Below are 24,390 nucleotides of genomic sequence, written 5' to 3' on the forward strand. Positions count from 1 at the left end.
CTCTATAAATATAAATTGAAAAAAAGAAATAAAAACCCCTTTCCTTTTATGGGAGAGCATCTGGACATGCATAGCGGTGATTTACATGTCGAAAAAATGAAAATAGATGTATTTGCATGTAGTGGAATAAGATATATGTATAGAAAAAAGGCCTCGATTTGAGGCCTTTTTTCTATAGTTGGTTCAACTTACATTAGTAAAAAAATGGTGTTGGACAAGGAGGGCCGTAGCAAGGATAAAATGGAGGTGGATAGTATGGTCTAGGCCCAAATGCCAATGCCCCGCCGAGTAAACCTCCTGCAAGACCGGCTAAAAAAGGAAATCCAAGAAATGGTATGAATCGTGAATCTCCGATTGGACCAACTGGAACTGAACGGAATGGAATTGGCTGATATTGTGGATACATGTCAAAACCTCCTTCAATGAACTCATTGTTATCATATGGGAAAATAACATGGATGAGCGAGTACAAGAGAGAATGATGCAGAAAATAGGCGAAACACAGTTCTATATTATGTCGATTGTAATGTGAAGAGTGTAATTTCCGGTTTTGCTAAAAATCGAAATGGTACACGTGTTGTTCCAATGCCTCGATTTACATACAATAATAATTCATACTTTTTCTTAATAGGATAAAAACCTTCAATATAGTGTTTTGCAAATGTAGGAGTAATAATGGCGCCAAAGAAAGGGAGCTGTACTTGTCCACCGTGACTGTGGCCGGAAAGTTGTAAATTAATAGGGAAATTTGCAATATGGGGTGCAACATCGGGTTCATGTACGAGAACAATTGTATAAAGATGATCTTGCGCTTGTTTTAAGATACCATGTATGTCAGGGTTTCCGAGCATGATATCGTCAATACCAAAAATAGAAATTTCACTTCCATCTAGTAGACGAATGCGTTTTTCTGCATTTTGTAATATTTCAAATCCAGATTGCTTCATGATGTGACCGTAGTATTCTGTCCCATATCCACCGTGATCGTGATTACCGAAAATAGCAAATTTACCGAGCGGAGCATGAATTGTTTGTAAAATTGATGAGACAAATGGAGTACCTTCATATGTTTGATAATTGTCGATTAGATCCCCAGTAAAAAATACGATGTCAGGTTTTTTTTCATTTATTTTTGCAACTACTTTAGAAAGTTGTTGCAGTGAGTAATAATATCCTAAATGTAAATCGCTAAATTGAATAATTTTAATGCCGTTAAATCCATGTGGAATGAGTGGAGAGTGAAGTGTATGATTTGTAAAAGAGAGAAGTGATGGTTCTATAAACTTTGCATAATAGTAACCTGTACCAGTCGTTATACAAGTATATAATAGTGTGCGAATGCCTTTTTTAATAAAATTTCTTCTTGTTATTTGATTCATATTTATATGAGCGAGATGATAGAAAATGATAATAGTAGAAAGATGTGATTCGTTAGAATGAGTCGCTGCATATCTTCTCTCCTTTCGTTATTAAATATTGTATTTTATTAAAAGATATCAGAAAAATTTAAATTTATAAAGAATTCTGTCGTGTAAAATGATAAAATGAATATGTATTCATTTTAGGGAGGGAAAAATATGAAAGAAAAGGTAGTTGTAATTACAGGTGGTTCAAGTGGAATGGGAAAAGGAATGGCAACTCGTTTTGCAAAAGAAGGAGCGCGAGTTGTAATTACAGGACGTACATTAGAAAAGTTAGAAGAGACGAAGAAAGAAATTGAACAATTTGAAGGACAAGTATTACCTGTACAAATGGATGTGCGCAATATTGAGGACATAAAAGGAATGATTGAAAAAATCGATAAAGAATTTGGACGCATCGATGTACTTGTAAATAATGCTGCGGGAAATTTTCTTTCTCCTGCTGAAGATTTATCGCCAAATGGTTGGAATGCTGTTATTAACATCGTGTTAAACGGTACATTTTATTGCAGTCAAGCTATTGGTAAATACTGGATTGAAAAAGAGATAAAAGGAACAATTATTAATATGGTTGCAACTTATGCATGGGATGCAGGTCCTGGTGTTATTCATTCCGCAGCAGCAAAAGCGGGTGTATTAGCGATGACGAGAACACTTGCTGTTGAGTGGGGACGTAAATATGGAATTCGTGTGAATGCAATTGCTCCAGGGCCAATTGAACGTACTGGGGGAGCTGATAAGCTTTGGATATCTGAAGAAGCAGCGAAGCGCACATTACACAGCGTGCCACTTGGCAGGCTTGGTACACCGGAAGAAATTGCTGGTCTTGCTTTTTATTTATGCTCTGAAGAAGCAGCGTACATAAATGGAGCTTGTATTACAATGGATGGTGGTCAACATTTGCATCAATATCCGTTTTAAAAGAGAGGGAATTTGTGACAGATTTGTGACATTTAGAAAGAGGACCTTTACAGAAAATTGTTTATAAGGTATATTTAAGACCTCTTTTTTCTTCATAGTAGAATTGCTAATTCCCCTTAGCATTTTACCCCTCTAATCCCTTCAGGAGAACTGAAGGGATTTTTTTATTATTTTTTCCACATAACGTGTTATAATCTTGAAAAGTAAAGGGGGGAGCACTATGGTAGATGCATTAGATGTGATGAGTAATTTGGATAAAGTCCTTCCTTATTATCAAGCTATTTTTAGTGCCGATGAACATACTGTAATTGGATATGAAGTAGTAGGACGTATACAAACAGAAGAAGGGATTCACAGTCTTGCTGCATTTTTTCACGATGATTCGATTCCATACGAGTTTCAACTTGAAGTTGATAATGTTATTTTAGGAAAAGCATTGGATCGGTATTTGGAAACAGATCAATCATTTTTATTATTTGTGCATCGTAATGCGCATATATTGATGAGTGATGAAAGTGAAAGTTTACTGCATTTATTATTAACGTATGAGAAGAAAGGGCTTTGTTTAAATCATATTGTGTTAGAAATAACAGAACATGATTTTAAAGAAGAAATTGAACAGTTTAACCATTTGCTTATGTATTACCGTACATATGGGATTCAAGTTGCGATTAATAAAGTAGGAACAGGCACAAGTAATCTCGAACGAATTAGTATGTTAACTCCTGATATTCTAAAAGTAGATTTAACAAACTTACGTCAAACGGCGTTGTTACAATCGTACCAGGATATTTTGTATTCATTATCACTCTTAGCGAGACGCATTGGAGCAACATTATTGTATGAAGATATTGATGCATTCTATCAGTTGCAATATGCGTGGAAAAATGGAGGGAGATACTACCAAGGGAATTATTTGAAAGAATCTTTGTCTAATTTTATTGATAAAGACATTTTGAAAGAGCGCCTTGGCAATGAGTGCCATCAATTTATTCAGCGTGAAAAACGAAAATTGCAGAAGGTTTATGAACTGACAGAAACGCTGCGAGAATATGTTGGGAATGTATTAGCAAAACAGAGAAAAATAGAAGATTTTAATAAATGGCTAATGAATTTTAGTCAACAAGTGACACATTGTAGCTTTCGTATTTTTATTTGTAATGAAGACGGATTTCAAAAATCAGGAAATGTTATGAAAAAAGATGGAGAATGGGTGTTAATGCCAGAGTATTATATGAAAAATTGGAGCTGGCGCCCGTACTTTTTAGAAAATATTATGAAGCTACGCGTTGAGCAAAAGGGGAGATTGTCTGATTTATACGGAGATCTTGAAACAGGTGAATTGGTTCGGACGTTTTCGTTTCCTATTGATGATGAACATTATTTATTTATTGACTTGTCTTATGAATTTTTATATGAAGAAGATGTTTTATTATGATGCACGAAATATTTCGTGCATTTTTTTGTTTGTTTTTATCATAAATTGGTAATAGTGACAACTATGATAAGAATGGTGTCTATCGTTGTAAACATTTTACGAACGAAAGCTACTCTTTCATTGCATAATCATTGCTACAATGAATAGTAGAAGGATAAGCTCTTTTTACAAGGAGGGTACGAAAATGAGGAAATACGGGATTTGGATTGTGCTATTTCTATTCGTTGCATTTGTAATTGGACAAAGTGTGACAACGGTTCTTGGAAAGGAAGAAACAAAAATTGATCAAAATGAAATATTTGAAACGATTCAAAAGGGATATGAGGCACAGTTTTCTATTCGTGATAAGAGACTACCAGTGGGAAAAATGTATGATATATTATCTCCTTATTTCACGGATAACTTTCTTCAAGTTTTTACGGACGAAAATAATCAGGATGTGAAACGGAGTGCTCAATATTTATTACCTACTAAAGAAGCACCATTTACTTTTTCATCAAAAACAAAAATTGTATACAATCAAGAGTATAATTTGTTATATGTGTATGAACGGAATATGAACACGGATGAGTATCAAATTATTACACTGCAAAAAAATGGTGATAAATGGAAGGTGGCGGGGTATCACGAAAATAAACAGCTCTTATCTGAAATTAAAAAATACGAAAAAGAGTAAAATGACAGGAGTTGCACTTTATGCTACCATTTTAGTGTCCTTCAAGTATTGAGATGAAGAATTTATCATTTGTGAATAGCGAAAAAAGTGACATATATACTGTCACTTTTTTTATTGTTCTAATTCTAAAAGCTGTTGTAATTTTTCAATTTGAAACCCAGCTACAACTTCCCCGTCTACAACAACAGTTGGGGTAGAATAGGACTCATAATCATAGAGAAGACGATTGCGAGCGGCAGCGTCCTTTTTGACATCGTATTCTGTAAAAATAACATGATTATGCTTTAAAAATTCTTTTATAATTTGACATGGTGGGCAATCAGGTTGTGTGTATATATCTACTTTCTTCATGGACTTCCTCCTCTTTAACTCATTTTCATTATATTCTCGTATATAAAAAACTTCAATAAAGTAAAATCTTCATTAACATGGAGATTTTTTTATCCCGCTATTCACGGGCAGTAAGACTCACACCTTAAGATTCGGCGAAAGCATTGTCCAGCTCTAGCGGCTAGAATCTCTGGTCGTTTCGCGCCCCCTCGGACGAGGAAAAAAGCGCCTCTCTGTCGGGTGCGTGGGCGTCCTGCGATTCTGAACGAGCCGCTACCGATTTTCTTAAGAAGAAAGGTGGAAGATAACTGCCCGTAAAAGCCCGACTGGTGAGGGCTAACCATCGGTGGGAGATGAAGAAAACCCCCGCCGATGGAAGTTTCACTTTATTGAATATGAATGTAATACCCCTTATATATCTTTATTTATAATATTGATATATAAATTCGTTTTGATATTTCAACATAAAGAGTGCTGCTATGTAGAAAAAGGAGCCTGTACTCGCTTTCTCTCTTTGTTTTTACTTCGCATGTGGCAGAAAAAGGACCTAACTGCTTCTATGCATAGCTAAATCTCCATCTAAAAAGAATGTTTTTATGTCGTTTTTGGCTATTGATATATATAATTTTTCTGTAAAATGTGCAAGAAAAGCAGTAGAAGTGTGTATTTCGGCTTTTTGTATGTTTTTTCGACAAATTTTAGTTGAGTTTCTTGCTCATAAGCATTATCCTAAGGTGTGTGACATTTTTTCAGTTATGACGGATAGAATGAGTATTGCTGTAAAACCTATTCGTAGGAACATTAGAGAAAGGGGAGATTTCATGTCTCTGCTCCAAGGAATTTTAACTCGTCTTGTTAGTCTAAAAGAACAAGCTGAAAGCGGCGAAGTAGCACAACGCTATTTTGAAGTGAACGGTGAACGCAAATGTAGCGTAAAATATTTTGATAAAAGCGATATGTATGAGCTAGAAGTGTATCAACAAGGAGAAAAACCACAAGTATATCAATTTGATAATATTGATATGGTTGCAATCGAAATTTACGACATTCTTTCTTGATACATAAAAAGAAGGTGCCTCAAAATGAAGGCACCTTCTTTTTTTTATGATGAATAAGATTCTCTCTCTGGCCCTAAACTGATAACACATTTTATAAAGTGTAGTTTTCATAAATCGAGCTCTTATGATCAGGTAGCTTTGAGGTAGAATCCTGCTCATAAGCAGTGACATGAAGAGGTGAGAAAAGTGGAAAAAATGCCTATTGTTGTGTGTCCAAAATGTCATAAACAGTCAGAGATTATACATGTGTTAACAGCGCAATCTAATCAAAATGTTATTTTCAAATGTCCATTTTGTACATATTTAATACGGAATATCGAAACGAGCAAAGGATAAGTAAGTCATATTTTGTTGCTTTGTCCCATACAATGATAATGCAAAAGTCTGTCTATGAGAAGGGACGTGACTGTATGGGCGGAGAATATCAATTTTATAATTTATCAGAGCGACACATGAGTTTCGAAACGGTATTCTCAAGAATTTGTCATTTTATTCAAAGCGCACCGCACAATATGTATCGATTGTCAATTGGAACAGATTCACAAGTACATCAAAAAGATACACGTTTTATTACAGCTATTCATCTGCATCGCGTTGGAAAAGGAGCTTGGGGGTGTTTATACCACCAAACGATAAAGCGAAAGCCCCCAAGTTTACGGGAAAAAATTTATTTAGAAACACAATTTAGTCAAGAGATTGCTTGTTTATTTACACCTGAGCGAATACAACAACTTTGGGATATTCTTTATCCATACTGCGAAGAAGGTGCTGAATTTGTTATGGAGATTCATCTAGATATTGGAAAATATGGTTTGACGAGAGAGTTTATTTCGGATATGACAAATAAGATTACAGCAATGGGATTAACACCTAAAATTAAACCTGATGCATATGCGGCGTCTAGCTATGCGAATCGGTACACGAAATGACTTTTGTAGTGAATTTTCAATCTATTAAATAAAGGGAATATTTTATATAATAAATAATAAGGACGGTTAAATAAGGGGAGGAAAAAATGAGTAGAGAAATTGATTTAACAAAAGAGGAGCAAAGCTTATTATTAGATGTGTTGTTTCGACAAAATTATGCGAGTGAAATACTTTCCGTTGAACTTTCTGATATCGAAAACGGGCGAAAGAAAGCAGATGTATCTCATTACAAACAAATTACAAGCTTATTTGCTCGTCTGAAAAACGAAGGATATTAAGGCTACCAGAATGGTGGTCTTTTCTTTTGTTTCTATGGTAAAATGAACTGTGATTATTTATTTTAAATAAGAAAATAAGGACAGATAATAATATGTAAACGCTGTCATAAACTGAAAATAGAAATGAGAAAGTAGAGCATTACTTGAACGAATTGTTTTTTTACGATTGGTTTACAATTGCTACTTGTTAGAATGAGTCAAAATGGGGGATATCAATATGATTAGCATTCCAAAAGAAGAGTTTCAGCAAGTTTTTGTAAAGGACTTAATGATTTCATCGGAAAAAGTAGCACATGTTCAAATTGGAAATAGTCTGGAGCACGCTTTGCTTGTTTTAGTAAAATCCGGCTATTCAGCAATTCCGGTATTAGATCCGATGTATAAATTGCATGGATTAGTAAGTACAGCGATGGTTTTGGATGGTATTTTAGGGCTAGAGCGAATTGAATTTGAAAAATTAGAGGATATGAAAGTAGAAAGTGTGATGAAGGAAGATATTCCACGCCTTAAGTTACAGGATTCATTTTCAAAAGCATTGGAGATGACGATTGATCATCCATTTGTATGTGTTGAAAACGAGGAAGGATGTTTTGAAGGGATTTTGACACGTCGTGCCATTTTAAAATTATTAAATAAAACAGTGAGACGATTTAATCGATAATGTTGGAAAAGGCGACTTCAACTGAAAAAAGAAGTCGCTTTTATCGTTCAGTTGTAACGAAAGAAGGGGAAAACATTGCAAATTGATGATTTTCAGATGATGGTTATCTTAGCACAAGAATTAAATATGAGGAAGGCTTCTGAGCGCTTATTTGTATCACAACCAGCGCTTAGTCAAAGGCTCCAATCGATGGAAAAACAATGGGGGATGAAATTTTTTATTCGCTCTCAAAAAGGATTAACGATTACACCAGAAGGTGAGAAAGTAGCGAATTATGCGAAAGATATGTTGGAAAGGGAGGAAGCAATTAAGAGTGAACTAGCAACTTTTCAAACGGAAACATATGGAACTTTAAAGATTGCTGTTGCCTCTGTTATTGGGCAATATTGGTTGCCACCGGTTTTAAAGATGTTTGTACAAAAGTATCCATTCGTAAAAATTTCTCTCTTTACAGGCTGGAGTAGTGAAGTGCAAAATCACTTTTACGAAGGCGATGTTCATGTAGCAATTTTGCGAGGAACACAGGAATATAAAGGGTATAAACAACAATTATTTGAAGATGAGTTGTATTTAGTTGATACAGAAATTAAGGATATTTCTATGTTAAAAGACACCAATAGGCCGTTTATTCAATTTAAAAGTGATTCAACATATTATGGACAAATCCAAAATTGGTGGTATGGTTTATTTTCTAATCCCCCTAAACGTACGATTGTTGTTGATCAGATTGAAACGTGTAAGCAACTTGTTTTAAATGGTATTGGTTATGCACTGTTGCCATCTACTGTTTTAAGAGAAGTAAGGGAAAAGACATATAAAACTCCGGTACAACTGACGAGAGAAACGTGGTTATTAACAAGTGAATCGGCTAGACAATTAAAACAAGTGCAGGCGTTTTTAGATATTATTGAAGAAATTCAAGCTGGAAAATAAGATTATTTTCTTGCGAGGAGTCTTCTCGTTTGGTAGAGTAACAGTATAAATGGATTTAGGAGGCAACAAGCATGAAAATGATGGATGCAAATGAGATTATCTCGTTTATTCAAAAAAGTGAGAAGAAAACTCCTGTAAAGGTATACATAAAAGGGGATTTAAAAGAAATTATATTCCCTGAAACAGTACAAGCATTTGTAAATAAAAAATCAGGCGTATTATTTGGGGAATGGTCTGAAATTAAGACGATCCTTGAAGAAAATAAAAAACATGTTGTAGATTACGTTGTAGAAAATGATCGTCGTAACTCTGCAATTCCAATGCTTGACTTAAAAGGCATTAAGGCACGTATTGAACCAGGTGCTATTATTCGTGATCAGGTTGAAATTGGTGATAATGCAGTTATTATGATGAACGCAACAATTAACATTGGTGCTGTAATTGGTGAAGGTTCAATGATTGACATGAATGCAGTTCTTGGCGGACGTGCAACAGTAGGTAAGAACTGTCACGTTGGTGCTGGAGCAGTGCTTGCAGGCGTTATCGAGCCGCCTTCTGCAAAACCAGTTATTGTTGAAGATGATGTTGTAATTGGTGCAAACGTAGTAGTTCTAGAAGGTGTTACAGTAGGTAAAGGTGCAGTTGTTGCAGCGGGTGCAGTTGTAACAGAAGACGTACCACCATATACAGTTGTTGCAGGAACACCAGCACGTGTTATTAAAGAAATTGACGAAAAGACTAAAGCGAAAACAGAAATTAAACAAGAGCTTCGTCAACTGAATCCAGAAGAATAAAATAAGAAAGCGTAAGGGCTTGTAGGCTCTTACGCTTTTTATCAATGGTGGTGAAACGATGATAATAAATAAATTTATTCAAATGCGTAGAGACTTACATCAAATCCCAGAGCTTGGTTTTCAAGAATGGAAAACACAACAATATATTATAAATTATATAGATACCCTTCCAAGTGAATATATGGAAGTAAAGACATGGAAAACAGGTGTCATTGTAAAAGTGCATGGCCGTAATCCCGAAAAAACAATTGGTTACCGTGCTGATATTGACGGACTTCCAATTACGGAAGAGACAGGGTATGAATTTGCCTCATTACATGAAGGGATGATGCACGCATGCGGTCATGATATGCATACAACAATAGGCCTTGGGTTATTAACAGGTTTTGTTACAGAGCGAATTGATGATGACCTCGTTTTTATTTTTCAACCAGCTGAGGAAGGACCGGGTGGTGCTCTTCCGCTATTACAAAGTGAGGAGTTACAAGCATGGAAACCAGATATGATCCTTGGACTTCATATTGCACCAGAATATCCAGTAGGGTCTATTGCGACAAAAGAGGGATTGCTTTTTGCAAATACATCCGAGCTATACATTGATTTGAAAGGGAAAGGTGGACATGCAGCATATCCGCATACAGCAAATGATATGATAGTTGCCGCAAGTCATCTTGTCACACAACTGCAATCTGTAATTAGTCGCAATGTCAATCCGCTAGATAGTGCAGTCATTACAATTGGGAAAATTACTGGTGGAACAGTACAAAATATTATTGCGGAAAAGGCTCGTTTAGAAGGAACAATTCGTACATTATCTGTTGAATCTATGAAACGAGTAAAGGAACGGATTGAAGCAATTGTTGCTGGAATCGAAATGTCTTTTGGGTGTACAGCGCATATTGATTACGGAGCGATGTATCATCAAGTATATAACGATGAAACGTTAACGAAGGAATTCATGTCGTTTACGGACGAACATACAGATATGAATGTGATCAATTGCACAGAAGCGATGACAGGAGAAGATTTTGGATATATGTTACGTGAGATTCCAGGTTTTATGTTTTGGCTTGGTGTCGAATCTGAATATGGCCTACATCATGCGAAATTACAGCCAGATGAATCAGTGATTGAAAAAGCGATTCTATTTTTAACAACATACGTAAAATGGAAAGGGAACAGAGCATAATGCTTGTCCCTTTTTTGTATAAGAAAATTTGTATAGTATTTCTATATATTCATTTTAATCTTGCATGTGTTAGAAAAAGAAACTGACCGGTTCTATGTATGGCCAGATGCTCTAACTCACTTAAGAAGAAAGAGGGTTTTTATATCCTTTTTTAACTTGTATATATAGTGCATTTTTTTTGAAATTCTAGCACAATGCTTTATAATGGTAGATGGGAGAAAGAGTTGATAGTTAGTTGTTTTGTATTAATTATTAAATGATATTGACTAAAAACCATTTTTTCCCATATAATATAAGAGTAGACAATATATGACTAAAAATTAACGGAGGTTGGTACATATGGCAGAACGTATGGTAGCAAAACAAGCTCCACGCTTTGAGATGGATGCTGTTATGCCAAACAAAGAATTTGGTAAGGTAAGCCTTGAAGAGGTTATGAAACAAGACAAATGGACAGTGCTTTTCTTCTATCCAATGGATTTCACTTTCGTATGTCCAACAGAAATCATCGCACTTTCTGATCGTTATGATGAGTTCGAAGATTTAGATGCAGAAGTAATTGGTGTATCAACTGACACAATCCATACTCATTTAGCGTGGATTAACACTGACCGTACGAAAAACGGTTTAGGCGAGTTAAAATATCCATTAGCTGCTGATACAAATCATGCGGTATCTCGTGATTATGGTGTATTACTTGAAGAAGAAGGAATTGCGCTTCGTGGTCTATTCATTATTAGCCCAGAAGGCGAATTAATGTATCAAGTTGTCCATCATAACAACATTGGACGGGAAGTTGACGAAGTACTCCGTGTTCTTCAAGCGCTTCAAACTGGCGGACTTTGTCCAGCAAATTGGAAACCAGGTCAAGAGACTTTAAACGTTTAATTTTTGAATGAGTGAACAAGGTCTAGCAAATTGTTGTTAGACCTTTCTCTACATATATAAGGGGGAAATGTTATGAAATTACGCGAACCAATGCCTTCCTTAGAAGGAGCAACGACTGTATTAAATGGAGAAGTAGTTAGAGAAGCGCTAATTGGCGATAAACCAACATTAATTCATTTTTGGTCTGTTAGCTGTCATTTATGTAAAGAAGCAATGCCGAGTATTAATGAATTCCGTGATAACTATAAAGATAAATTAAATGTAATTGCTGTACATATGCCGCGTTCAGAAGAAGATTTAGATCTTGAAAAAGTGAAAGCAGTGGCAGATGAGCATGGTATTGTACAACCTATTTTGGTGGACAATAAGCATGCGATTACAGACTCCTTTGAGAATCAATATGTACCAGCATATTATGTGTTTGATAAAAATGGTGTATTGCGCCATTTCCAAGCGGGCGGTAGCGGTATGCAAATGTTAACAAAACGAGTAAATCGCGTACTTGATGAAGCTGAAAAAGAAGCTGAATAAATAAAAACCTCCCTTGTAACAGGGAGGTTTTTATTTACATTTTATATGAAAATTGTGTAAAATCAATATGGTACATAGAGAAAAAAGGTAGGGGATAGTGTGCAGATTGGAAGTACTATACTATGTTTCTTTTTATATACATATGTAATTGTAGCAGCGATTTATTTTGGTGTTAGTTTTTATACATATTGTTTAGCAAAAAAAGAAAATTATACGAACACATATGAGTGGGTGAAAGAGTATTTATCACCTGTTGCCGAGATTATGAATGCATTTGCTCTATTCTTATTTGTTGGATTAATCGCTTTTTCGACGAGTTTAGTTGGAAATAAAATGACTTTATTTATCCTTGGCGCCATTCTTTTTATGCTATTAGGAATTCGAATTGGTAATATGGTATTTTGGAATAAGGCACTGGTGGAAGGTTATACTGGCATTTGTATTCCGGGATTGTTAGCTGCAATTGTTACTAATATAGAACATGAGTATTATCAGCTTCATTTTTGGTTAATTATTATTCTAACAATTGTCTCGCTCTTATACATAAGTGCGACTTTTTTAACGTATTGTGCACATAAACGAGAAGACAGGAATGCGGTATTACTCTTTCGAAAATGGGCTTTATTTTGGAGCGTTCCAACGATGGTTGTTATAGGAGCAATTGCAATTGCTGTGAACGGATATGAGCTAGTAAGCTGGCAAAAGATGATGGAAATGTGGTGGGTATTTATTGTTTCTTTTGCTGGTTTTTTAGGAGCAACTCATTATTTATTTCATCAGCATCACTATCAATTGGCGATATTATTTGCTTTTATAAATTTACTATTTGCTTTTTTTGGACAAGAAACATTAATGTTTGTATTTCAAACGTTTAGCTCGTTTGGAAATATATTCATCTTTGGTATGTTAGTATGTATGCTAGCTTTTTATTTACAACAATTTTTATATATTCAAAAACAAAAATAAGAGTGAAGGTGCGATTATTGCAGTGTTTGTCTGTTATACGCGTAGTGAAACTGCTGTTTTAGGAATGTGAGGAATTTTGAAAGTCCCAATGGGGGAATGATTTTATTTCTATTATTTGGAATTATATAGTAATGATGGAAGTTTCACTATATAAAATATGCTACAATGATAGTTGGTTCTGATGTATAGGGTACAAAGCCTTCGCATCAAGTTTTTGAAGAGTTAAAGAAGATGGGTGGAATATAAGGGAATTTCACTGATAAAAGTTTTACTTGATACGATTTGATATAACTGGAGGAATTTGTGTGAGCACGAGAGAAAAAGAATTTGCTATTATTGGTCTTGGGCGATTTGGTGGTAGTATTTGTCGAGAATTAGCGCAATTAGGAATGGAAGTTATGGCGATTGATATGGATGAAGATCGTGTAAATGAGTTTGCAAATATTGCATCTCATGCTGTAATCGCGGATTCTACAGATGAGATGGTATTAAAAAGTCTTGGTATTCGAAACTTTGAGCATGTAGTTATTGCAATTGGAGATAATATTCAGTCAAGTATATTAACAACGCTTATTTTGAAAGAGCTAGGTGTGAAAAATATTACTGTAAAAGCACAAAATGATTATCATGAAAAAGTTCTTCGTAAAATTGGAGCAGATCAAATTGTTCACCCTGAGCGTGATATGGGAAAAAGAATCGCCAATAATATTGCCTCAAGTAGCGTTTTGGACTATTTAGAGCTTTCAGATGAGCATAGTATTGTTGAGATTATTGCGAACGAAAAAATTAATGGTCATTCATTGATTGATTTAGATATTCGTGCAAAGTTTGGATTAAACATTGTAGCAATTAAGCGTGGGAAGGAAGTTCTTGTTTCACCGCGTGCCACAGAAAACATTCAAATGGGAGACATTTTAATCGTTATTGGTCACGATAATGACGTAGACCGTTTCGAAATGTTTTTAACGAAATGACAAAAAGGACAATGCCGACATAGCGGCATTGTCCTTTTTAGTTAAATTTCCATAATGATTGGTAAAATCATTGGTCGACGTTTCGTTTTTTCATATAAGAATGGAGCCAATGTATCTGTAATTTCATTTTTGATTTCAGACCACTGTGTCGTTTTGCGCTCCATTACTTTTTCTAAATGAGTTGTAATTAATGTTTGTGCATCGTTAATTAAATCGCTACTTTCGCGCATATAAACGAATCCGCGAGAAATGATATCTGGTCCAGCCGCTACTTTGAAATCCTTCATATCGATGCTAACAACAACGATAACAAGTCCCTCTTCAGAAAGAATACGACGATCGCGAAGTACGATGTTACCGATATCGCCGATGCCATTTCCATCGATATAAACAGAACCAGACGGAATTTTTCCTGCGATTGCTGCTTCATCTTCACGAAGTGCAAGTACATCACCGTTGTCAATTATGAAGCAATTTTCTTCAGGGATACCACAATCATTTGCTAATTTTGCATGCATACGTTGCATACGGTACTCACCGTGAATTGGCATAAAATATTTTGGTTTAATGAGACGTAACATTAGCTTCTGTTCTTCTTGTCCACCGTGTCCACTTGTATGAATATCAGTCAATGGTCCGTGAATGACTTCAGCGCCTGCACGATATAACATGTTAATAGTACGGCTTACGCTTACCGTATTTCCAGGGATTGGAGAAGAAGAGAATACAACAGTATCACCTGGGATGATTTGGATTTGGCGGTGTGTACCGTTAGCAATGCGAGATAATGCAGCCATCGGTTCCCCTTGACTCCCTGTACATAAAATCACAACCTGATTTGCTGGTATGCGATTTAGTTGTGCGGGTTCAATAATTGTCTCTTTCGGACAACGAATATAGCCAAGATTTTGTCCGATTTCCATTGCTGCTTCCATACTTCGACCAAAAACAGCAATTTTTCGATTGTTTGCTACTGCAGCTTCTACAACTTGCTGCAGCCTGTGAATATTAGAAGCAAATGTTGCGAATATAATGCGGCCTTCTACTTTACGGAAAATATCCTGAATGCTGTCACCAACGCGGCGCTCAGACATTGTAAAGTGAGGGACTTCGCTATTCGTGCTATCAGATAGCAAGCAAAGGACACCTTCTTTTCCGATTTCAGCCATCTTTGTTAAGTTTGCTGGCTCACCGACTGGTGTGAAATCAAATTTGAAATCCCCTGTATGCACAACCTGTCCTTGTGGTGTCTTTACGACGATACCATATGAATCAGGAATACTATGTGTTGTGCGGAAGAAGGAAACGGATGTTTTTTTGAACTTAATTACATCGTCTTCTTTAATTTCATGCAATTGTGCTTTTCGGAGTAATCCATGCTCTTCTAACTTATTTTTAATCAGTCCAAGCGCTAGTTTCCCTCCATAAATTGGAATGTTTACTTGGCGCAATAAATAAGGAATCCCACCGATATGATCTTCGTGACCATGTGTAATAAAGAGTCCTTTAATTTTTTCTTCATTACGTACGAGATACGTGTAGTCAGGGATGACATAATCAATCCCAAGAAGTTCGTCTTCTGGAAATTTGATTCCAGCATCAATAATAATAATTTCATCTTGAAATTGAACAGCATATGTATTTTTGCCGATTTCACCGAGTCCGCCAAGTGCGAAAACAGCAGTTTGGTCATTTTTTAAGAATTTCATAAATTAAACGTTCTCCGCTAATTTGAAATCTGCATATTGCTTTTCATATTCAAGATGAGCACCAGTAACAGACTGGACAAACTCAATATTATATGCGAACTTGTGTAATTTTGTGCGAACTTCTCTTTCAGACTCAGCTTCTAGATATAGCACCTTAGTATTTTCACGTACAGGTACTTCTAGCATTTTTTCTTGATAAAATACTTTAAAAATCATTAAAACAATCTCTCCTTGTCTATGTTTTAGGCTATCTTTTACCTATTATAAAGCAAACGGTTATGATTTTCATGTTTTTTCGAATAAGAATGAAGAAAAAAGCCCGAAATGGGCATGAGTTAAGCAATTGTTTTTTTTCGAAGTAAATCGTTCCAATATACTTTTAATTTTTTCTTCAATTTCTTTAGCACGGTTGTCCCTTCCTTTCTTCGCTCAAAACATGCAGATGGATCTTATTAGAATTTGAAAGAAGAATTAAGTTTCAAAAAAGAACTACTTGTAAGAAAATATCTCGTTCAACTTATAGTATGAGATAGAATAGAAAAGAAAATGCATATGTTGAACCGTAGTACTATTTTTATTTCAGTATATGCATAGTGAGGTAGGAAGGTTAGATAAGAAGCACCTTATACATCGATATGTTATACTTTTTTAGTATTTGAAAAAAATATTTAGGGTATAAAGCGATACGCTTGAATTGATGAAGTAGAGAGGGTTATGTAAATGAATGATAAAATTGTCTTTTTTGATATTGATGGAACACTACTAGATCATAACAAAGAAATACCAAAGTCCACAAAAGAATCTGTCCGTCGTTTGCAAGAAAAAGGTATACATGTAGCGATTGCAACAGGACGTGCCCCATTTATGTTTGAAGATATTCGTAAAGAGCTAAACATTCATAATTATATAAGTTTCAATGGACAGTATGTGGTGTTTGAAGATGAGGTTATATATAAAAATCCTCTACACGCTGATGCATTACGTGCTTTCACGAAATTTTCAGAGCAAGAAGGCTATCCGCTTGTGTACTTGAATCATAAAGAAATGAAGGCAACAGTAACATCGCATCATTATGTAACAGAAAGCTTTGCTAGCCTTCATATGGATCACCCTGCGTTTGAACCTAGCTTTTATGAGGAACGTGATGTTTACCAAACCCTTTTATTTTGCAGGGCAGGAGAAGAAGAAAAGTTTATTAACGACTATGCAAAGTTTCATTTTATTCGCTGGCATGCTTACTCTATGGACATTATTCCAATGGGAGGATCGAAAGCGAAAGGGATTGAAAAATTTATTGAAAAGCTTGGATTCACAAGGGAACAAGTGTATGCATTTGGAGATGGATTAAACGATTTAGAAATGATTGAAACTGTAGGTACAGGAATTGCTATGGGAAATGGACATGAAGATTTGAAAAAGCTTGCAAATTATGTAACTAAAGATGTTGCAGAAGATGGTATACTCCATGGACTGCAGTGGGCAGGGTTGTTATAAAGTGAAACTGGGAGTATTACTGCCAGTAAATAGCGGGATAAAGTATAAATATGAGATCCATTTTAATAAAAAGAGTCAGTTTTCACCAACTTCAGTGAAAACTGACTCTTTTTATCTTTCTAAAGGTGCTGCATTTTCTGGAGCCATAAATGGATTATCTTTATTTATATGGTCATAAAACATAACGCCATTTAAGTGATCAATTTCATGCTGGAATACAATTGCCGGTAATCCTTTTAAACGTAGCTTGACTTCTTGGCCATCCACTGTTGTTGCTTTTACAGTAATACGAGTGTAACGAGGTACATAGCCAGGGACTTCACGGTCCACTGACAGGCATCCTTCGCCCCCTGATAAGTATGTACGTTCAACAGAGTGGCTAATGATTTTTGGATTAAATAAAGCGTAGCTATATAATGTACCATCTCGATCTGTGACGTGAACAGCAATCATTCTTTTAGAAACACCGATTTGCGGCGCGGCTAAACCAATTCCAGGGCGTAAATTATATTTTTCAACCATTTCAGGGTTTTGACTGTTAATCACAAATTCGATCATCTTTCGTAATATATGAACATCTTCTTCGTTTGCAGGTAGAGCTATTTCTTCAGCCACTGCGCGTAAAATGGGATTTCCTTCACGAATTACATCATCCATTGTAAGCATATATAATCTCTCCTTTCATCATTAGTCTACCAAAGGTTATGAAAAAAGTCATGACAAAGAACAAGACGAACAAACGCCTTGTTCTTTTATAATTGTTTCATTTTACACTAACAGATGCAAGCAGCACCAACGATAATTAAAAGAATAAACAATACAACGATTAAAGCAAATCCGTGTCCAAAGCCTCCGCAACCACCACAACCACCGTAGCCATACGTAGGATATGCGCCAGTGCCAGTTGAGGGGTAACAAAAAGTGTATCCGTACATGGTGTGACCTCCTTTACCATTTCCGCGAATGCTGCGGTTAGTATAATGTATGGAACAAAGGAGAAAAATGTATAGTTATTCGCCTAAAAAGAAGGGAGATGCTGCATATTTTTATTAGGATGCGACAAAAGATAAGAGGGACATGAAACGTTTACATATTATTCTATGAGCAAAATATGTATGAAAAGGGAATAATATAACAGGAGGTTTTTGCTTACTGATACAGATAGTATTTTGAAAACTTGTATTTGTTAAGAAAATCTCTATAACCTTCGAAAAAAAACGGAATCAAAGTGATTGACATGATGATTAGAATAGTTGTAAACTTAAAAACGTGATCAAGATTGTATTAATTTGTTTAAATGAAAACATTAGTACAGATTGTTAGGTGCACAAATTATTCAATAACTGACGAATGATGCGTCAGTTTACAAACTTATGCTTTTATCATAGTGAAAGCGTTTAAGAATATGGTTCAAGAGAGGAAGAGGTGAACGGAATGGGTACTAAAACAAAAAAGGCCCTATTTAATGTTGATGAGCAAATGAAAGCTATCGCAGCTCAATTTGAAACATTACAAATTTTAAATGAAAAAGGCGAAGTTGTGAATAAAGCAGCTATGCCAGAATTAACTGATGAGCAATTAAAAGAATTAATGCGTCGTATGGTATATACACGTGTATTAGATCAACGTTCTATTTCTTTAAACCGTCAAGGTCGCTTAGGTTTCTATGCGCCAACAGCTGGACAAGAAGCTTCTCAATTAGCAAGTCATTTTGCTCTTGAAAAAGAAGACTTCATCTTACCAGGATACCGTGATGTTCCACAATTAGTTTGGCACGGCTTACCATTATATCAAGCATTCCTATTTTCTCGTGGACATTTCATGGGTAACCAAATGCCTGCTGATGTAAATGCACTTCCTCCACAAATCATTATCGGTGCACAAATCATCCAAACGGCTGGTGTTGCATTAGGTATGAAACTTCGTGGTAAAAAATCTGTTGCAATTACTTACACTGGTGACGGCGGTGCGTCTCAAGGTGACTTCTACGAAGGTATGAACTTTGCAGGTGCATTTAAAGCTCCAGCAATCTTCGTTGTTCAAAACAACCGTTATGCAATTTCTACTCCAGTAGAAAAACAATCTGCAGCAAAAACTGTAGCACAAAAAGCAGTTGCAGCTGGTATTTACGGTATTCAAGTAGATGGTATGGATCCATTAGCTGTATATGCAGCAACTGCTTTTGCTCGTGAGCGTGCAGTAAACGGTGAAGGTCCTACATTAATTGAAACTTTAACATTCCGTTACGGTCCACATACAATGGCTGGTGATGATCCAACTCGTTACCGTACAAAAGATATCGAAAATGAATGGGAACAAAAAGATCCAATCGTACGTTTCCGTGCATTCTTAGAAAATAAAGGCATCTGGTCTCAAGAAGAAGAAGAAAAAGTAATCGAACAAGCTAAAGAAGATATTAAAGAAGCGATTGCGAAAGCTGACCAAGCTCCAAAACAAAAAGTAACTGATTTAATGGAAATCATGTACGAAACAATGCCTTATAACTTAGCTGAACAATATGAAATTTATAAAGAAAAGGAGTCGAAGTAAGCCATGGCTCAATTGACAATGATTCAAGCAATCACTGATGCTTTACGCGTTGAAATGAAAAACGATCCAAACGTACTTGTATTTGGTGAAGACGTTGGTGTAAACGGCGGTGTATTCCGTGCTACTGAAGGATTACAAGCTGAATTTGGTGAAGACCGTGTAATGGATACTCCACTTGCAGAGTCTGGTATCGGCGGACTTGCAATCGGTTTAGCATTAGAAGGCTTCCGTCCAGTTCCTGAAATTCAATTCTTCGGTTTCGTATTCGAAGTAATTGATTCTATCTCTGGTCAAATGGCTCGTATGCGCTACCGTTCTGGCGGACGTTGGAATGCTCCAGTTACAATTCGTTCTCCATTCGGCGGTGGTGTTCATACACCAGAATTACATGCTGACAGCTTAGAAGGATTGATGACACAACAACCAGGTTTAAAAGTTGTAATTCCATCTACTCCATATGATGCGAAAGGTCTTTTAATTTCTGCAATTCGTGACAACGATCCAGTTGTTTACTTAGAGCATATGAAATTATACCGTTCTTTCCGTCAAGAAGTACCAGAAGGCGAATACACAATTGAAATTGGTAAAGCTGATGTGAAACGTGAAGGTACAGATGTATCTGTTATCACATATGGTGCAATGGTACATGCTGCATTAAAAGCTGCTGAAGAACTAGAAAAAGAAGGTATCTCTTTAGAGGTTGTGGACTTACGTACAGTTCAACCATTAGATATCGAAACAATTATCGCTTCTGTTGAAAAAACAGGCCGCGTTGTTGTAGTTCAAGAAGCTCAAAAACAAGCTGGTATTGCAGCTAATGTTGTAGCGGAAATCAATGACCGTGCAATCTTAAACTTAGAAGCTCCAGTTGTACGTGTTGCAGCTGCTGATACAATCTTCCCATTCTCTCAAGCTGAGAGCGTATGGTTACCAAACCATAAAGATATTGTTGAAGCTGTTAACAAAGTAATGAACTTCTAATTTGAATTTTATGTGCAAAAGAAATCAGCATGTGCTGACTTCTTTTGCAATTTCTAATAATAATGATATGAATCAGGGGGCTGAAATCCGTGGCATTTGAATTTAAACTACCAGATATTGGTGAAGGTATCCACGAAGGTGAAATCGTAAAATGGTTTATTAAACCAGGCGATGAAGTAAACGAAGACGATGTACTTCTTGAAGTACAAAATGATAAAGCGGTTGTAGAAATTCCTTCTCCAGTAAAAGGAAAAGTACTTGACATTCTTGTAGAAGAAGGTACAGTAGCAATAGTAGGAGATGTTCTTGTTAAATTTGATGCTCCTGGCTATGAAAACCTTAAATTTAAAGGTGACGATCATGACGAAGCTCCAAAAGCTGAAGAAGTAAAAGAGGAAGCTCCAGCAGCAGAGGCTACTCCAGCAGCCACTGAAGAAGTAGTGAATGAGCGCGTAATTGCTATGCCTTCTGTTCGTAAATATGCACGTGAAAAAGGCGTAGACATTCGTCTAGTAGCTGGCACTGGTAAAAACGGTCGTGTTGTAAAAGCTGACATCGAAGCATTTGCAAATGGTGGACAAGCAGCAGTAGCAGCAACTGAAGCTCCAGTAGTGGCAGAAACTCCAGCAGCTGCGAAAGAAGAAGCTCCAAAAGCACAACCAATTCCAGCTGGTGAATACCCAGAAACTCGTGAGAAAATGAGCGGTATTCGTAAAGCGATTGCAAAAGCAATGGTTAACTCTAAACATACAGCTCCTCACGTAACGTTAATGGACGAAGTAGATGTAACAGAACTTGTTGCTCACCGCAAGAAGTTCAAAGCTGTTGCAGCTGAAAAAGGTATTAAATTAACTTACCTTCCATACGTTGTAAAAGCGTTAACATCTGCATTACGCGAATACCCAATGCTGAACACTTCTTTAGATGATGCAAATCAAGAGATTGTTCACAAGCATTACTTCAACATCGGTATCGCAGCTGATACAGACAAAGGTCTATTAGTACCAGTTGTTAAAGATACAGATCGCAAATCTATCTTCACAATCTCTAACGAGATCAATGAACTTGCTGGTAAAGCACGTGAAGGTCGCTTAGCTCCAGCAGAGATGAAAGGTGCTTCTTGCACAATTACAAATATTGGTTCTGCAGGTGGACAATGGTTCACTCCAGTTATTAACCATCCAGAAGTAGCAATTCTAGGTATCGGTCGTATCGCTGAGAAACCAGTTGTGAAAAACGGTGAAATCGTTGCAGCTCCAGTATTAGCATTATCTTTAAGCTTTGATCATCGCTTAATCGACGGTGCAACAGCTCAGAAAGCATTAAACCAAATTAAACGTCTATTAAACGACCCACAATTATTAGTAATGGAGGCGTAATAAACAATGGTAGTAGGAGATTTCCCAATTGAATTAGATACAGTCGTTGTTGGTGCAGGTCCTGGTGGATATGTTGCAGCAATTCGTGCAGCACAATTAGGACAAAAAGTAGCTATTATTGAAAAAGCTAACCTTGGTGGTGTTTGCTTAAACGTTGGATGTATTCCTTCTAAAGCATTAATTAATGCAGGTCATCGTTATGAGAATGCAAAACATTCTGATGACATGGGTATTACTGCAGAAAACGTAAAAGTTGACTTCACAAAAGTTCAAGAATGGAAAAACGGCGTAGTTAAGAAATTAACTGGCGGTGTAGAAGGCCTTCTAAAAGGTAACAAAGTTGAAATCATTCGTGGTGAAGCTTACTTCGTAGATGCAAACACATTACGCGTAATGACTGAAGAAGCAGCTCAAACATATACGTTTAAAAATGCTGTTCTTGCAACTGGTTCTACACCAATTGAAATTCCTGGATTCAAATACTCTAAACGTGTTCTTAACTCAACTGGTGCTTTAAGCTTACCTGAAATTCCGAAAAAGCTTGTTGTAATCGGCGGTGGTTACATCGGTATGGAATTAGGTACTGCATATGCAAACTTCGGTACTGAAGTTACTGTATTAGAAGCTGGCGATGAAATTTTAGCTGGTTTTGAAAAAGCAATGAGCCAAGTTGTAAAACGCGCTCTTCAGAAAAAAGGCAACGTAACAATCCATACAAAAGCTATGGCTAAAGGCGTTGAAGAAACTGAAAACGGCGTAAAAGTTAGCTTCGAAGTAAAAGGCGAAGTACAAACTGTTGAAGCTGATTATGTATTAGTAACTGTAGGTCGTCGTCCAAATACGCAAGAAATCGGTCTTGAGCAAGTTGGAATTAAAATGACTGACCGTGGTGTAATCGAAATCGATGAGCAATGCCGTACAAATGTACCAAACATCTATGCAATTGGTGATATTGTTCCTGGACCACCATTAGCTCATAAAGCTTCTTACGAAGGTAAAGTAGCTGTTGAAGCAATTAGCGGTCATGCATCAGCAATCGATTACATCGGAATTCCAGCAGTATGCTTCACTGATCCAGAATTAGCATCTGTTGGTTATACGAAAAAACAAGCAGAAGAAGCTGGAATGGCAGTAGTGGTTTCTAAATTCCCATTCGCTGCTAACGGACGTGCATTATCGTTAAACAGCACAGATGGTTTCGTACAGCTTGTAACTCGTAAAGAAGATGGCCTTATTGTAGGTGCACAAGTTGCAGGTGCAGGCGCTTCTGATATTATTTCTGAGCTTGGTTTAGCTATCGAAGCTGGAATGACAGCTGAAGATATCGCTCAAACAATTCATGCTCATCCAACATTAGGTGAAATCACAATGGAAGCAGCTGAAGTTGCTCTTGGAATGCCAATTCACATTGTAAAATAATGATATACAAAAACAACCGTCTCCTATGTATTAGGAGGCGGTTGTTTTTATTTGGGAAAGGAATATGATAATGGAAATAGTAAACCAATTTGCTTCTTCTGTCAGTTTCCTCATATATATGTAATGATTTCTTTTAGCGCCCATATATTGTAATACAATAGGACGTGTGAAAGGAGGCAACAGCATGAAAATCACTTTCGTGGCTTTGTTTCATTTTATTATATGGAGCGGATTTTCCATTGTGTTATTGTTATCAAGTCGCGATAAATTTCATTACAAAGTACTGCTCTTTTTTGTGTTTTTTTATTTGGCTTATGTTATTGCTCATATGATGTTGCACTCCAGAAAAGAGGCAATTTTTTTCACTGTTACTAATAGTTTTCTCTTTTTTATGAGTAAGCTGCTCTTTTTTTAGTTAACGTTTATAAAAGTACATTGTTCTTCCATTGAAAAGCCGTAATTCTCCGTCTAATTTCTTTGCTATAAATCTGCAAAATTCATTGGCTTTTCCTTTATCTCCAAATGTTGCAGTGGACGGTAATGTAATTTGTACAAAATACTGTTCGTTTTCAACTCCTATTCCTAGATAAATAGAATGATAGCGTTCATGATTAGATTTCAAACAGAGTGTTGTATCGGAAGTATCAACGATTTCGTACGGAAAGGCAGTACTTGCATATGCAAAGCCGAGTTGTTGACCTGTTTGAGCTGTAATTGTTTTATAGTAATAAAATAGTTGTTTAACATCGTCTAGAGAAATAGATTGCTGTTTTGAATTTGGGACGAGTTTAATAAATGCATCTTGCATAATAAACCTCCTAAGGACATAATATATTACTATTTTAACATTGTTGTAAATTTTTTGACAATT

The 24,390-nt window shown here is 36.2% G+C and carries 28 protein-coding genes and 1 pseudogene; 21 read left to right on the top strand and 8 right to left on the bottom strand.

Translation table 11 applies throughout. The features are described 5' to 3' along the window. Positions 1–193 precede the first annotated feature (193 nt). Complete coding sequence (locus tag AB1280_RS01905) at positions 194–406, bottom strand: hypothetical protein (RefSeq protein WP_272188305.1); 213 nt, start codon at positions 404–406, stop codon at positions 194–196. 106 nt (positions 407–512) lie between these two features. Continuing rightward, a complete protein-coding gene (locus AB1280_RS01910) occupies positions 513–1,379 on the bottom strand; it encodes a metallophosphoesterase (protein ID WP_429754728.1) in 867 nt (288 codons plus the stop codon). Between the two features lie 198 nt (positions 1,380–1,577). On the opposite strand from AB1280_RS01910, the gene fadH reads away from it, so the two are divergent. The 3 genes from fadH to AB1280_RS01925 all read left to right on the top strand — a co-directional run bounded on the left by fadH (position 1,578) and on the right by AB1280_RS01925 (position 4,456). After that, the gene (gene fadH / locus AB1280_RS01915) at positions 1,578–2,342 is read left to right on the top strand and encodes a 2,4-dienoyl-CoA reductase (RefSeq protein ID WP_272188303.1); all 765 of its coding nucleotides are present in this window, start codon (positions 1,578–1,580) and stop codon (positions 2,340–2,342) included. Between the two features lie 220 nt (positions 2,343–2,562). Further along, the gene (locus AB1280_RS01920; RefSeq protein WP_272188302.1) at positions 2,563–3,780 is read left to right on the top strand and encodes an EAL domain-containing protein; all 1,218 of its coding nucleotides are present in this window, start codon (positions 2,563–2,565) and stop codon (positions 3,778–3,780) included. 184 nt (positions 3,781–3,964) lie between these two features. Continuing rightward, positions 3,965–4,456, top strand: a complete 492-nt coding sequence (locus AB1280_RS01925) for a DUF3993 domain-containing protein (protein WP_429754729.1) — start codon at positions 3,965–3,967, stop codon at positions 4,454–4,456. Positions 4,457–4,567: 111 nt separating this feature from the next. Here the strand turns inward: AB1280_RS01925 and AB1280_RS01930 are convergent, their stop codons facing one another. Then, positions 4,568–4,807 carry a glutaredoxin domain-containing protein gene (locus AB1280_RS01930; RefSeq protein WP_429754730.1) on the bottom strand — a complete coding sequence of 80 codons (240 nt, stop codon included), beginning with the start codon at positions 4,805–4,807 and terminating at the stop codon, positions 4,568–4,570. Positions 4,808–5,607: 800 nt separating this feature from the next. On the opposite strand from AB1280_RS01930, the gene AB1280_RS01935 reads away from it, so the two are divergent. The 12 genes from AB1280_RS01935 (at position 5,608) to AB1280_RS01990 (ending at position 13,987) form a co-directional block, all read left to right on the top strand. Next, a complete protein-coding gene (locus AB1280_RS01935) occupies positions 5,608–5,844 on the top strand; it encodes a YkuJ family protein (RefSeq protein WP_020059327.1) in 237 nt (78 codons plus the stop codon). Positions 5,845–6,030: 186 nt separating this feature from the next. Then, entirely contained in the window at positions 6,031–6,180 is a 150-nt protein-coding gene (locus tag AB1280_RS01940) for a hypothetical protein (protein WP_429754731.1), read from the top strand. 74 nt (positions 6,181–6,254) lie between these two features. Beyond that, on the top strand, positions 6,255–6,773 hold the full coding sequence (locus AB1280_RS01945; protein ID WP_429754732.1) for a ribonuclease H-like YkuK family protein: 519 nt from the start codon (positions 6,255–6,257) through the stop codon (positions 6,771–6,773). Positions 6,774–6,859: 86 nt separating this feature from the next. Continuing rightward, positions 6,860–7,051 (top strand): antirepressor AbbA, encoded by a 192-nt coding sequence (gene abbA / locus AB1280_RS01950; protein WP_272188299.1) that lies wholly within the window; start codon positions 6,860–6,862, stop codon positions 7,049–7,051. Positions 7,052–7,268: 217 nt separating this feature from the next. Next, the gene (gene cbpB, locus AB1280_RS01955) at positions 7,269–7,712 is read left to right on the top strand and encodes a cyclic-di-AMP-binding protein CbpB (protein ID WP_272188298.1); all 444 of its coding nucleotides are present in this window, start codon (positions 7,269–7,271) and stop codon (positions 7,710–7,712) included. Positions 7,713–7,808: 96 nt separating this feature from the next. Further along, on the top strand, positions 7,809–8,645 hold the full coding sequence (locus tag AB1280_RS01960; protein ID WP_090994990.1) for a LysR family transcriptional regulator: 837 nt from the start codon (positions 7,809–7,811) through the stop codon (positions 8,643–8,645). Between the two features lie 71 nt (positions 8,646–8,716). Next, the gene (gene dapD, locus AB1280_RS01965) at positions 8,717–9,439 is read left to right on the top strand and encodes a 2,3,4,5-tetrahydropyridine-2,6-dicarboxylate N-acetyltransferase (protein ID WP_272188297.1); all 723 of its coding nucleotides are present in this window, start codon (positions 8,717–8,719) and stop codon (positions 9,437–9,439) included. Between the two features lie 58 nt (positions 9,440–9,497). Beyond that, entirely contained in the window at positions 9,498–10,628 is a 1,131-nt protein-coding gene (locus AB1280_RS01970) for an N-acetyldiaminopimelate deacetylase (RefSeq protein WP_272188296.1), read from the top strand. 339 nt (positions 10,629–10,967) lie between these two features. Continuing rightward, on the top strand, positions 10,968–11,516 hold the full coding sequence (locus AB1280_RS01975; RefSeq protein ID WP_272188295.1) for a peroxiredoxin: 549 nt from the start codon (positions 10,968–10,970) through the stop codon (positions 11,514–11,516). A gap of 72 nt (positions 11,517–11,588) precedes the next feature. Then, the gene (locus tag AB1280_RS01980) at positions 11,589–12,047 is read left to right on the top strand and encodes a TlpA disulfide reductase family protein (RefSeq protein WP_272188294.1); all 459 of its coding nucleotides are present in this window, start codon (positions 11,589–11,591) and stop codon (positions 12,045–12,047) included. A 99-nt stretch (positions 12,048–12,146) separates the two neighbouring features. Beyond that, positions 12,147–13,013 carry a cytochrome C oxidase assembly protein gene (locus AB1280_RS01985; RefSeq protein ID WP_272188293.1) on the top strand — a complete coding sequence of 289 codons (867 nt, stop codon included), beginning with the start codon at positions 12,147–12,149 and terminating at the stop codon, positions 13,011–13,013. A 305-nt stretch (positions 13,014–13,318) separates the two neighbouring features. Next, positions 13,319–13,987, top strand: coding sequence for a potassium channel family protein (locus tag AB1280_RS01990; protein WP_272188292.1), 669 nt, complete (start codon positions 13,319–13,321; stop codon positions 13,985–13,987). A gap of 41 nt (positions 13,988–14,028) precedes the next feature. On the opposite strand, the gene rnjA is transcribed toward AB1280_RS01990, so the two are convergent. Together rnjA and AB1280_RS02000 are read right to left on the bottom strand one after the other, a co-directional pair. Further along, positions 14,029–15,696: a ribonuclease J1 gene (gene rnjA / locus AB1280_RS01995; protein WP_272188291.1), complete on the bottom strand. Its 1,668-nt coding sequence runs from the start codon at positions 15,694–15,696 to the stop codon at positions 14,029–14,031. Between the two features lie 3 nt (positions 15,697–15,699). Further along, a complete protein-coding gene (locus tag AB1280_RS02000) occupies positions 15,700–15,912 on the bottom strand; it encodes a DNA-dependent RNA polymerase subunit epsilon (protein WP_272188290.1) in 213 nt (70 codons plus the stop codon). 504 nt (positions 15,913–16,416) lie between these two features. Here AB1280_RS02000 and AB1280_RS02005 point away from each other — a divergent pair. Further along, positions 16,417–17,190 (top strand): Cof-type HAD-IIB family hydrolase, encoded by a 774-nt coding sequence (locus AB1280_RS02005; RefSeq protein ID WP_429754733.1) that lies wholly within the window; start codon positions 16,417–16,419, stop codon positions 17,188–17,190. Positions 17,191–17,301: 111 nt separating this feature from the next. Here the strand turns inward: AB1280_RS02005 and def are convergent, their stop codons facing one another. Together def and AB1280_RS02015 are read right to left on the bottom strand one after the other, a co-directional pair. Continuing rightward, positions 17,302–17,856 (bottom strand): peptide deformylase, encoded by a 555-nt coding sequence (def, locus tag AB1280_RS02010; protein ID WP_429754734.1) that lies wholly within the window; start codon positions 17,854–17,856, stop codon positions 17,302–17,304. A 107-nt stretch (positions 17,857–17,963) separates the two neighbouring features. Continuing rightward, a pseudogene (locus AB1280_RS02015) lies at positions 17,964–18,044 on the bottom strand (YjcZ family sporulation protein); the annotation flags it as partial. Positions 18,045–18,624: 580 nt separating this feature from the next. Between AB1280_RS02015 and pdhA the strand changes: the two are divergent. The 5 genes from pdhA (at position 18,625) to AB1280_RS02040 (ending at position 23,934) form a co-directional block, all read left to right on the top strand. Further along, positions 18,625–19,740, top strand: coding sequence for a pyruvate dehydrogenase E1 component subunit alpha (pdhA, locus tag AB1280_RS02020; protein WP_272188287.1), 1,116 nt, complete (start codon positions 18,625–18,627; stop codon positions 19,738–19,740). Positions 19,741–19,743: 3 nt separating this feature from the next. Then, positions 19,744–20,721: a pyruvate dehydrogenase complex E1 component subunit beta gene (gene pdhB, locus AB1280_RS02025; protein ID WP_272188286.1), complete on the top strand. Its 978-nt coding sequence runs from the start codon at positions 19,744–19,746 to the stop codon at positions 20,719–20,721. An 89-nt stretch (positions 20,722–20,810) separates the two neighbouring features. Further along, entirely contained in the window at positions 20,811–22,100 is a 1,290-nt protein-coding gene (locus AB1280_RS02030; protein WP_272188285.1) for a dihydrolipoamide acetyltransferase family protein, read from the top strand. A gap of 6 nt (positions 22,101–22,106) precedes the next feature. Next, positions 22,107–23,519, top strand: coding sequence for a dihydrolipoyl dehydrogenase (gene lpdA, locus AB1280_RS02035; RefSeq protein ID WP_429754735.1), 1,413 nt, complete (start codon positions 22,107–22,109; stop codon positions 23,517–23,519). Positions 23,520–23,703: 184 nt separating this feature from the next. Further along, on the top strand, positions 23,704–23,934 hold the full coding sequence (locus AB1280_RS02040; RefSeq protein ID WP_272188283.1) for a hypothetical protein: 231 nt from the start codon (positions 23,704–23,706) through the stop codon (positions 23,932–23,934). Here the strand turns inward: AB1280_RS02040 and AB1280_RS02045 are convergent, their stop codons facing one another. Further along, positions 23,935–24,327 (bottom strand): DUF1885 family protein, encoded by a 393-nt coding sequence (locus AB1280_RS02045; RefSeq protein ID WP_429754736.1) that lies wholly within the window; start codon positions 24,325–24,327, stop codon positions 23,935–23,937. Positions 24,328–24,390: the final 63 nt, after the last annotated feature.

Source organism: Bacillus sp. S10(2024) (assembly GCF_050473865.1).
Taxonomy (GTDB): domain Bacteria; phylum Bacillota; class Bacilli; order Bacillales; family Bacillaceae_G; genus Bacillus_A.

Excerpts from the sequence above, each read along its gene's own strand:
- AB1280_RS01905 (WP_272188305.1), bottom strand. The coding sequence starts at position 406 with ATGTATCCACAATATCAGCCAATTCCATTCCGTTCAGTTCCAGTTGGT.
- AB1280_RS01910 (WP_429754728.1), bottom strand. The coding sequence starts at position 1,379 with ATGAATCAAATAACAAGAAGAAATTTTATTAAAAAAGGCATTCGCACA.
- fadH (WP_272188303.1), top strand. The coding sequence starts at position 1,578 with ATGAAAGAAAAGGTAGTTGTAATTACAGGTGGTTCAAGTGGAATGGGA.
- AB1280_RS01920 (WP_272188302.1), top strand. The coding sequence starts at position 2,563 with ATGGTAGATGCATTAGATGTGATGAGTAATTTGGATAAAGTCCTTCCT.
- AB1280_RS01925 (WP_429754729.1), top strand. The coding sequence starts at position 3,965 with ATGAGGAAATACGGGATTTGGATTGTGCTATTTCTATTCGTTGCATTT.
- AB1280_RS01930 (WP_429754730.1), bottom strand. The coding sequence starts at position 4,807 with ATGAAGAAAGTAGATATATACACACAACCTGATTGCCCACCATGTCAA.
- AB1280_RS01935 (WP_020059327.1), top strand. The coding sequence starts at position 5,608 with ATGTCTCTGCTCCAAGGAATTTTAACTCGTCTTGTTAGTCTAAAAGAA.
- AB1280_RS01945 (WP_429754732.1), top strand. The coding sequence starts at position 6,255 with ATGGGCGGAGAATATCAATTTTATAATTTATCAGAGCGACACATGAGT.
- abbA (WP_272188299.1), top strand. The coding sequence starts at position 6,860 with ATGAGTAGAGAAATTGATTTAACAAAAGAGGAGCAAAGCTTATTATTA.
- cbpB (WP_272188298.1), top strand. The coding sequence starts at position 7,269 with ATGATTAGCATTCCAAAAGAAGAGTTTCAGCAAGTTTTTGTAAAGGAC.
- AB1280_RS01960 (WP_090994990.1), top strand. The coding sequence starts at position 7,809 with ATGATGGTTATCTTAGCACAAGAATTAAATATGAGGAAGGCTTCTGAG.
- dapD (WP_272188297.1), top strand. The coding sequence starts at position 8,717 with ATGAAAATGATGGATGCAAATGAGATTATCTCGTTTATTCAAAAAAGT.
- AB1280_RS01970 (WP_272188296.1), top strand. The coding sequence starts at position 9,498 with ATGATAATAAATAAATTTATTCAAATGCGTAGAGACTTACATCAAATC.
- AB1280_RS01975 (WP_272188295.1), top strand. The coding sequence starts at position 10,968 with ATGGCAGAACGTATGGTAGCAAAACAAGCTCCACGCTTTGAGATGGAT.
- AB1280_RS01980 (WP_272188294.1), top strand. The coding sequence starts at position 11,589 with ATGAAATTACGCGAACCAATGCCTTCCTTAGAAGGAGCAACGACTGTA.
- rnjA (WP_272188291.1), bottom strand. The coding sequence starts at position 15,696 with ATGAAATTCTTAAAAAATGACCAAACTGCTGTTTTCGCACTTGGCGGA.
- AB1280_RS02000 (WP_272188290.1), bottom strand. The coding sequence starts at position 15,912 with ATGATTTTTAAAGTATTTTATCAAGAAAAAATGCTAGAAGTACCTGTA.
- AB1280_RS02005 (WP_429754733.1), top strand. The coding sequence starts at position 16,417 with ATGAATGATAAAATTGTCTTTTTTGATATTGATGGAACACTACTAGAT.
- def (WP_429754734.1), bottom strand. The coding sequence starts at position 17,856 with ATGCTTACAATGGATGATGTAATTCGTGAAGGAAATCCCATTTTACGC.
- pdhA (WP_272188287.1), top strand. The coding sequence starts at position 18,625 with ATGGGTACTAAAACAAAAAAGGCCCTATTTAATGTTGATGAGCAAATG.
- pdhB (WP_272188286.1), top strand. The coding sequence starts at position 19,744 with ATGGCTCAATTGACAATGATTCAAGCAATCACTGATGCTTTACGCGTT.
- lpdA (WP_429754735.1), top strand. The coding sequence starts at position 22,107 with ATGGTAGTAGGAGATTTCCCAATTGAATTAGATACAGTCGTTGTTGGT.
- AB1280_RS02040 (WP_272188283.1), top strand. The coding sequence starts at position 23,704 with ATGAAAATCACTTTCGTGGCTTTGTTTCATTTTATTATATGGAGCGGA.
- AB1280_RS02045 (WP_429754736.1), bottom strand. The coding sequence starts at position 24,327 with ATGCAAGATGCATTTATTAAACTCGTCCCAAATTCAAAACAGCAATCT.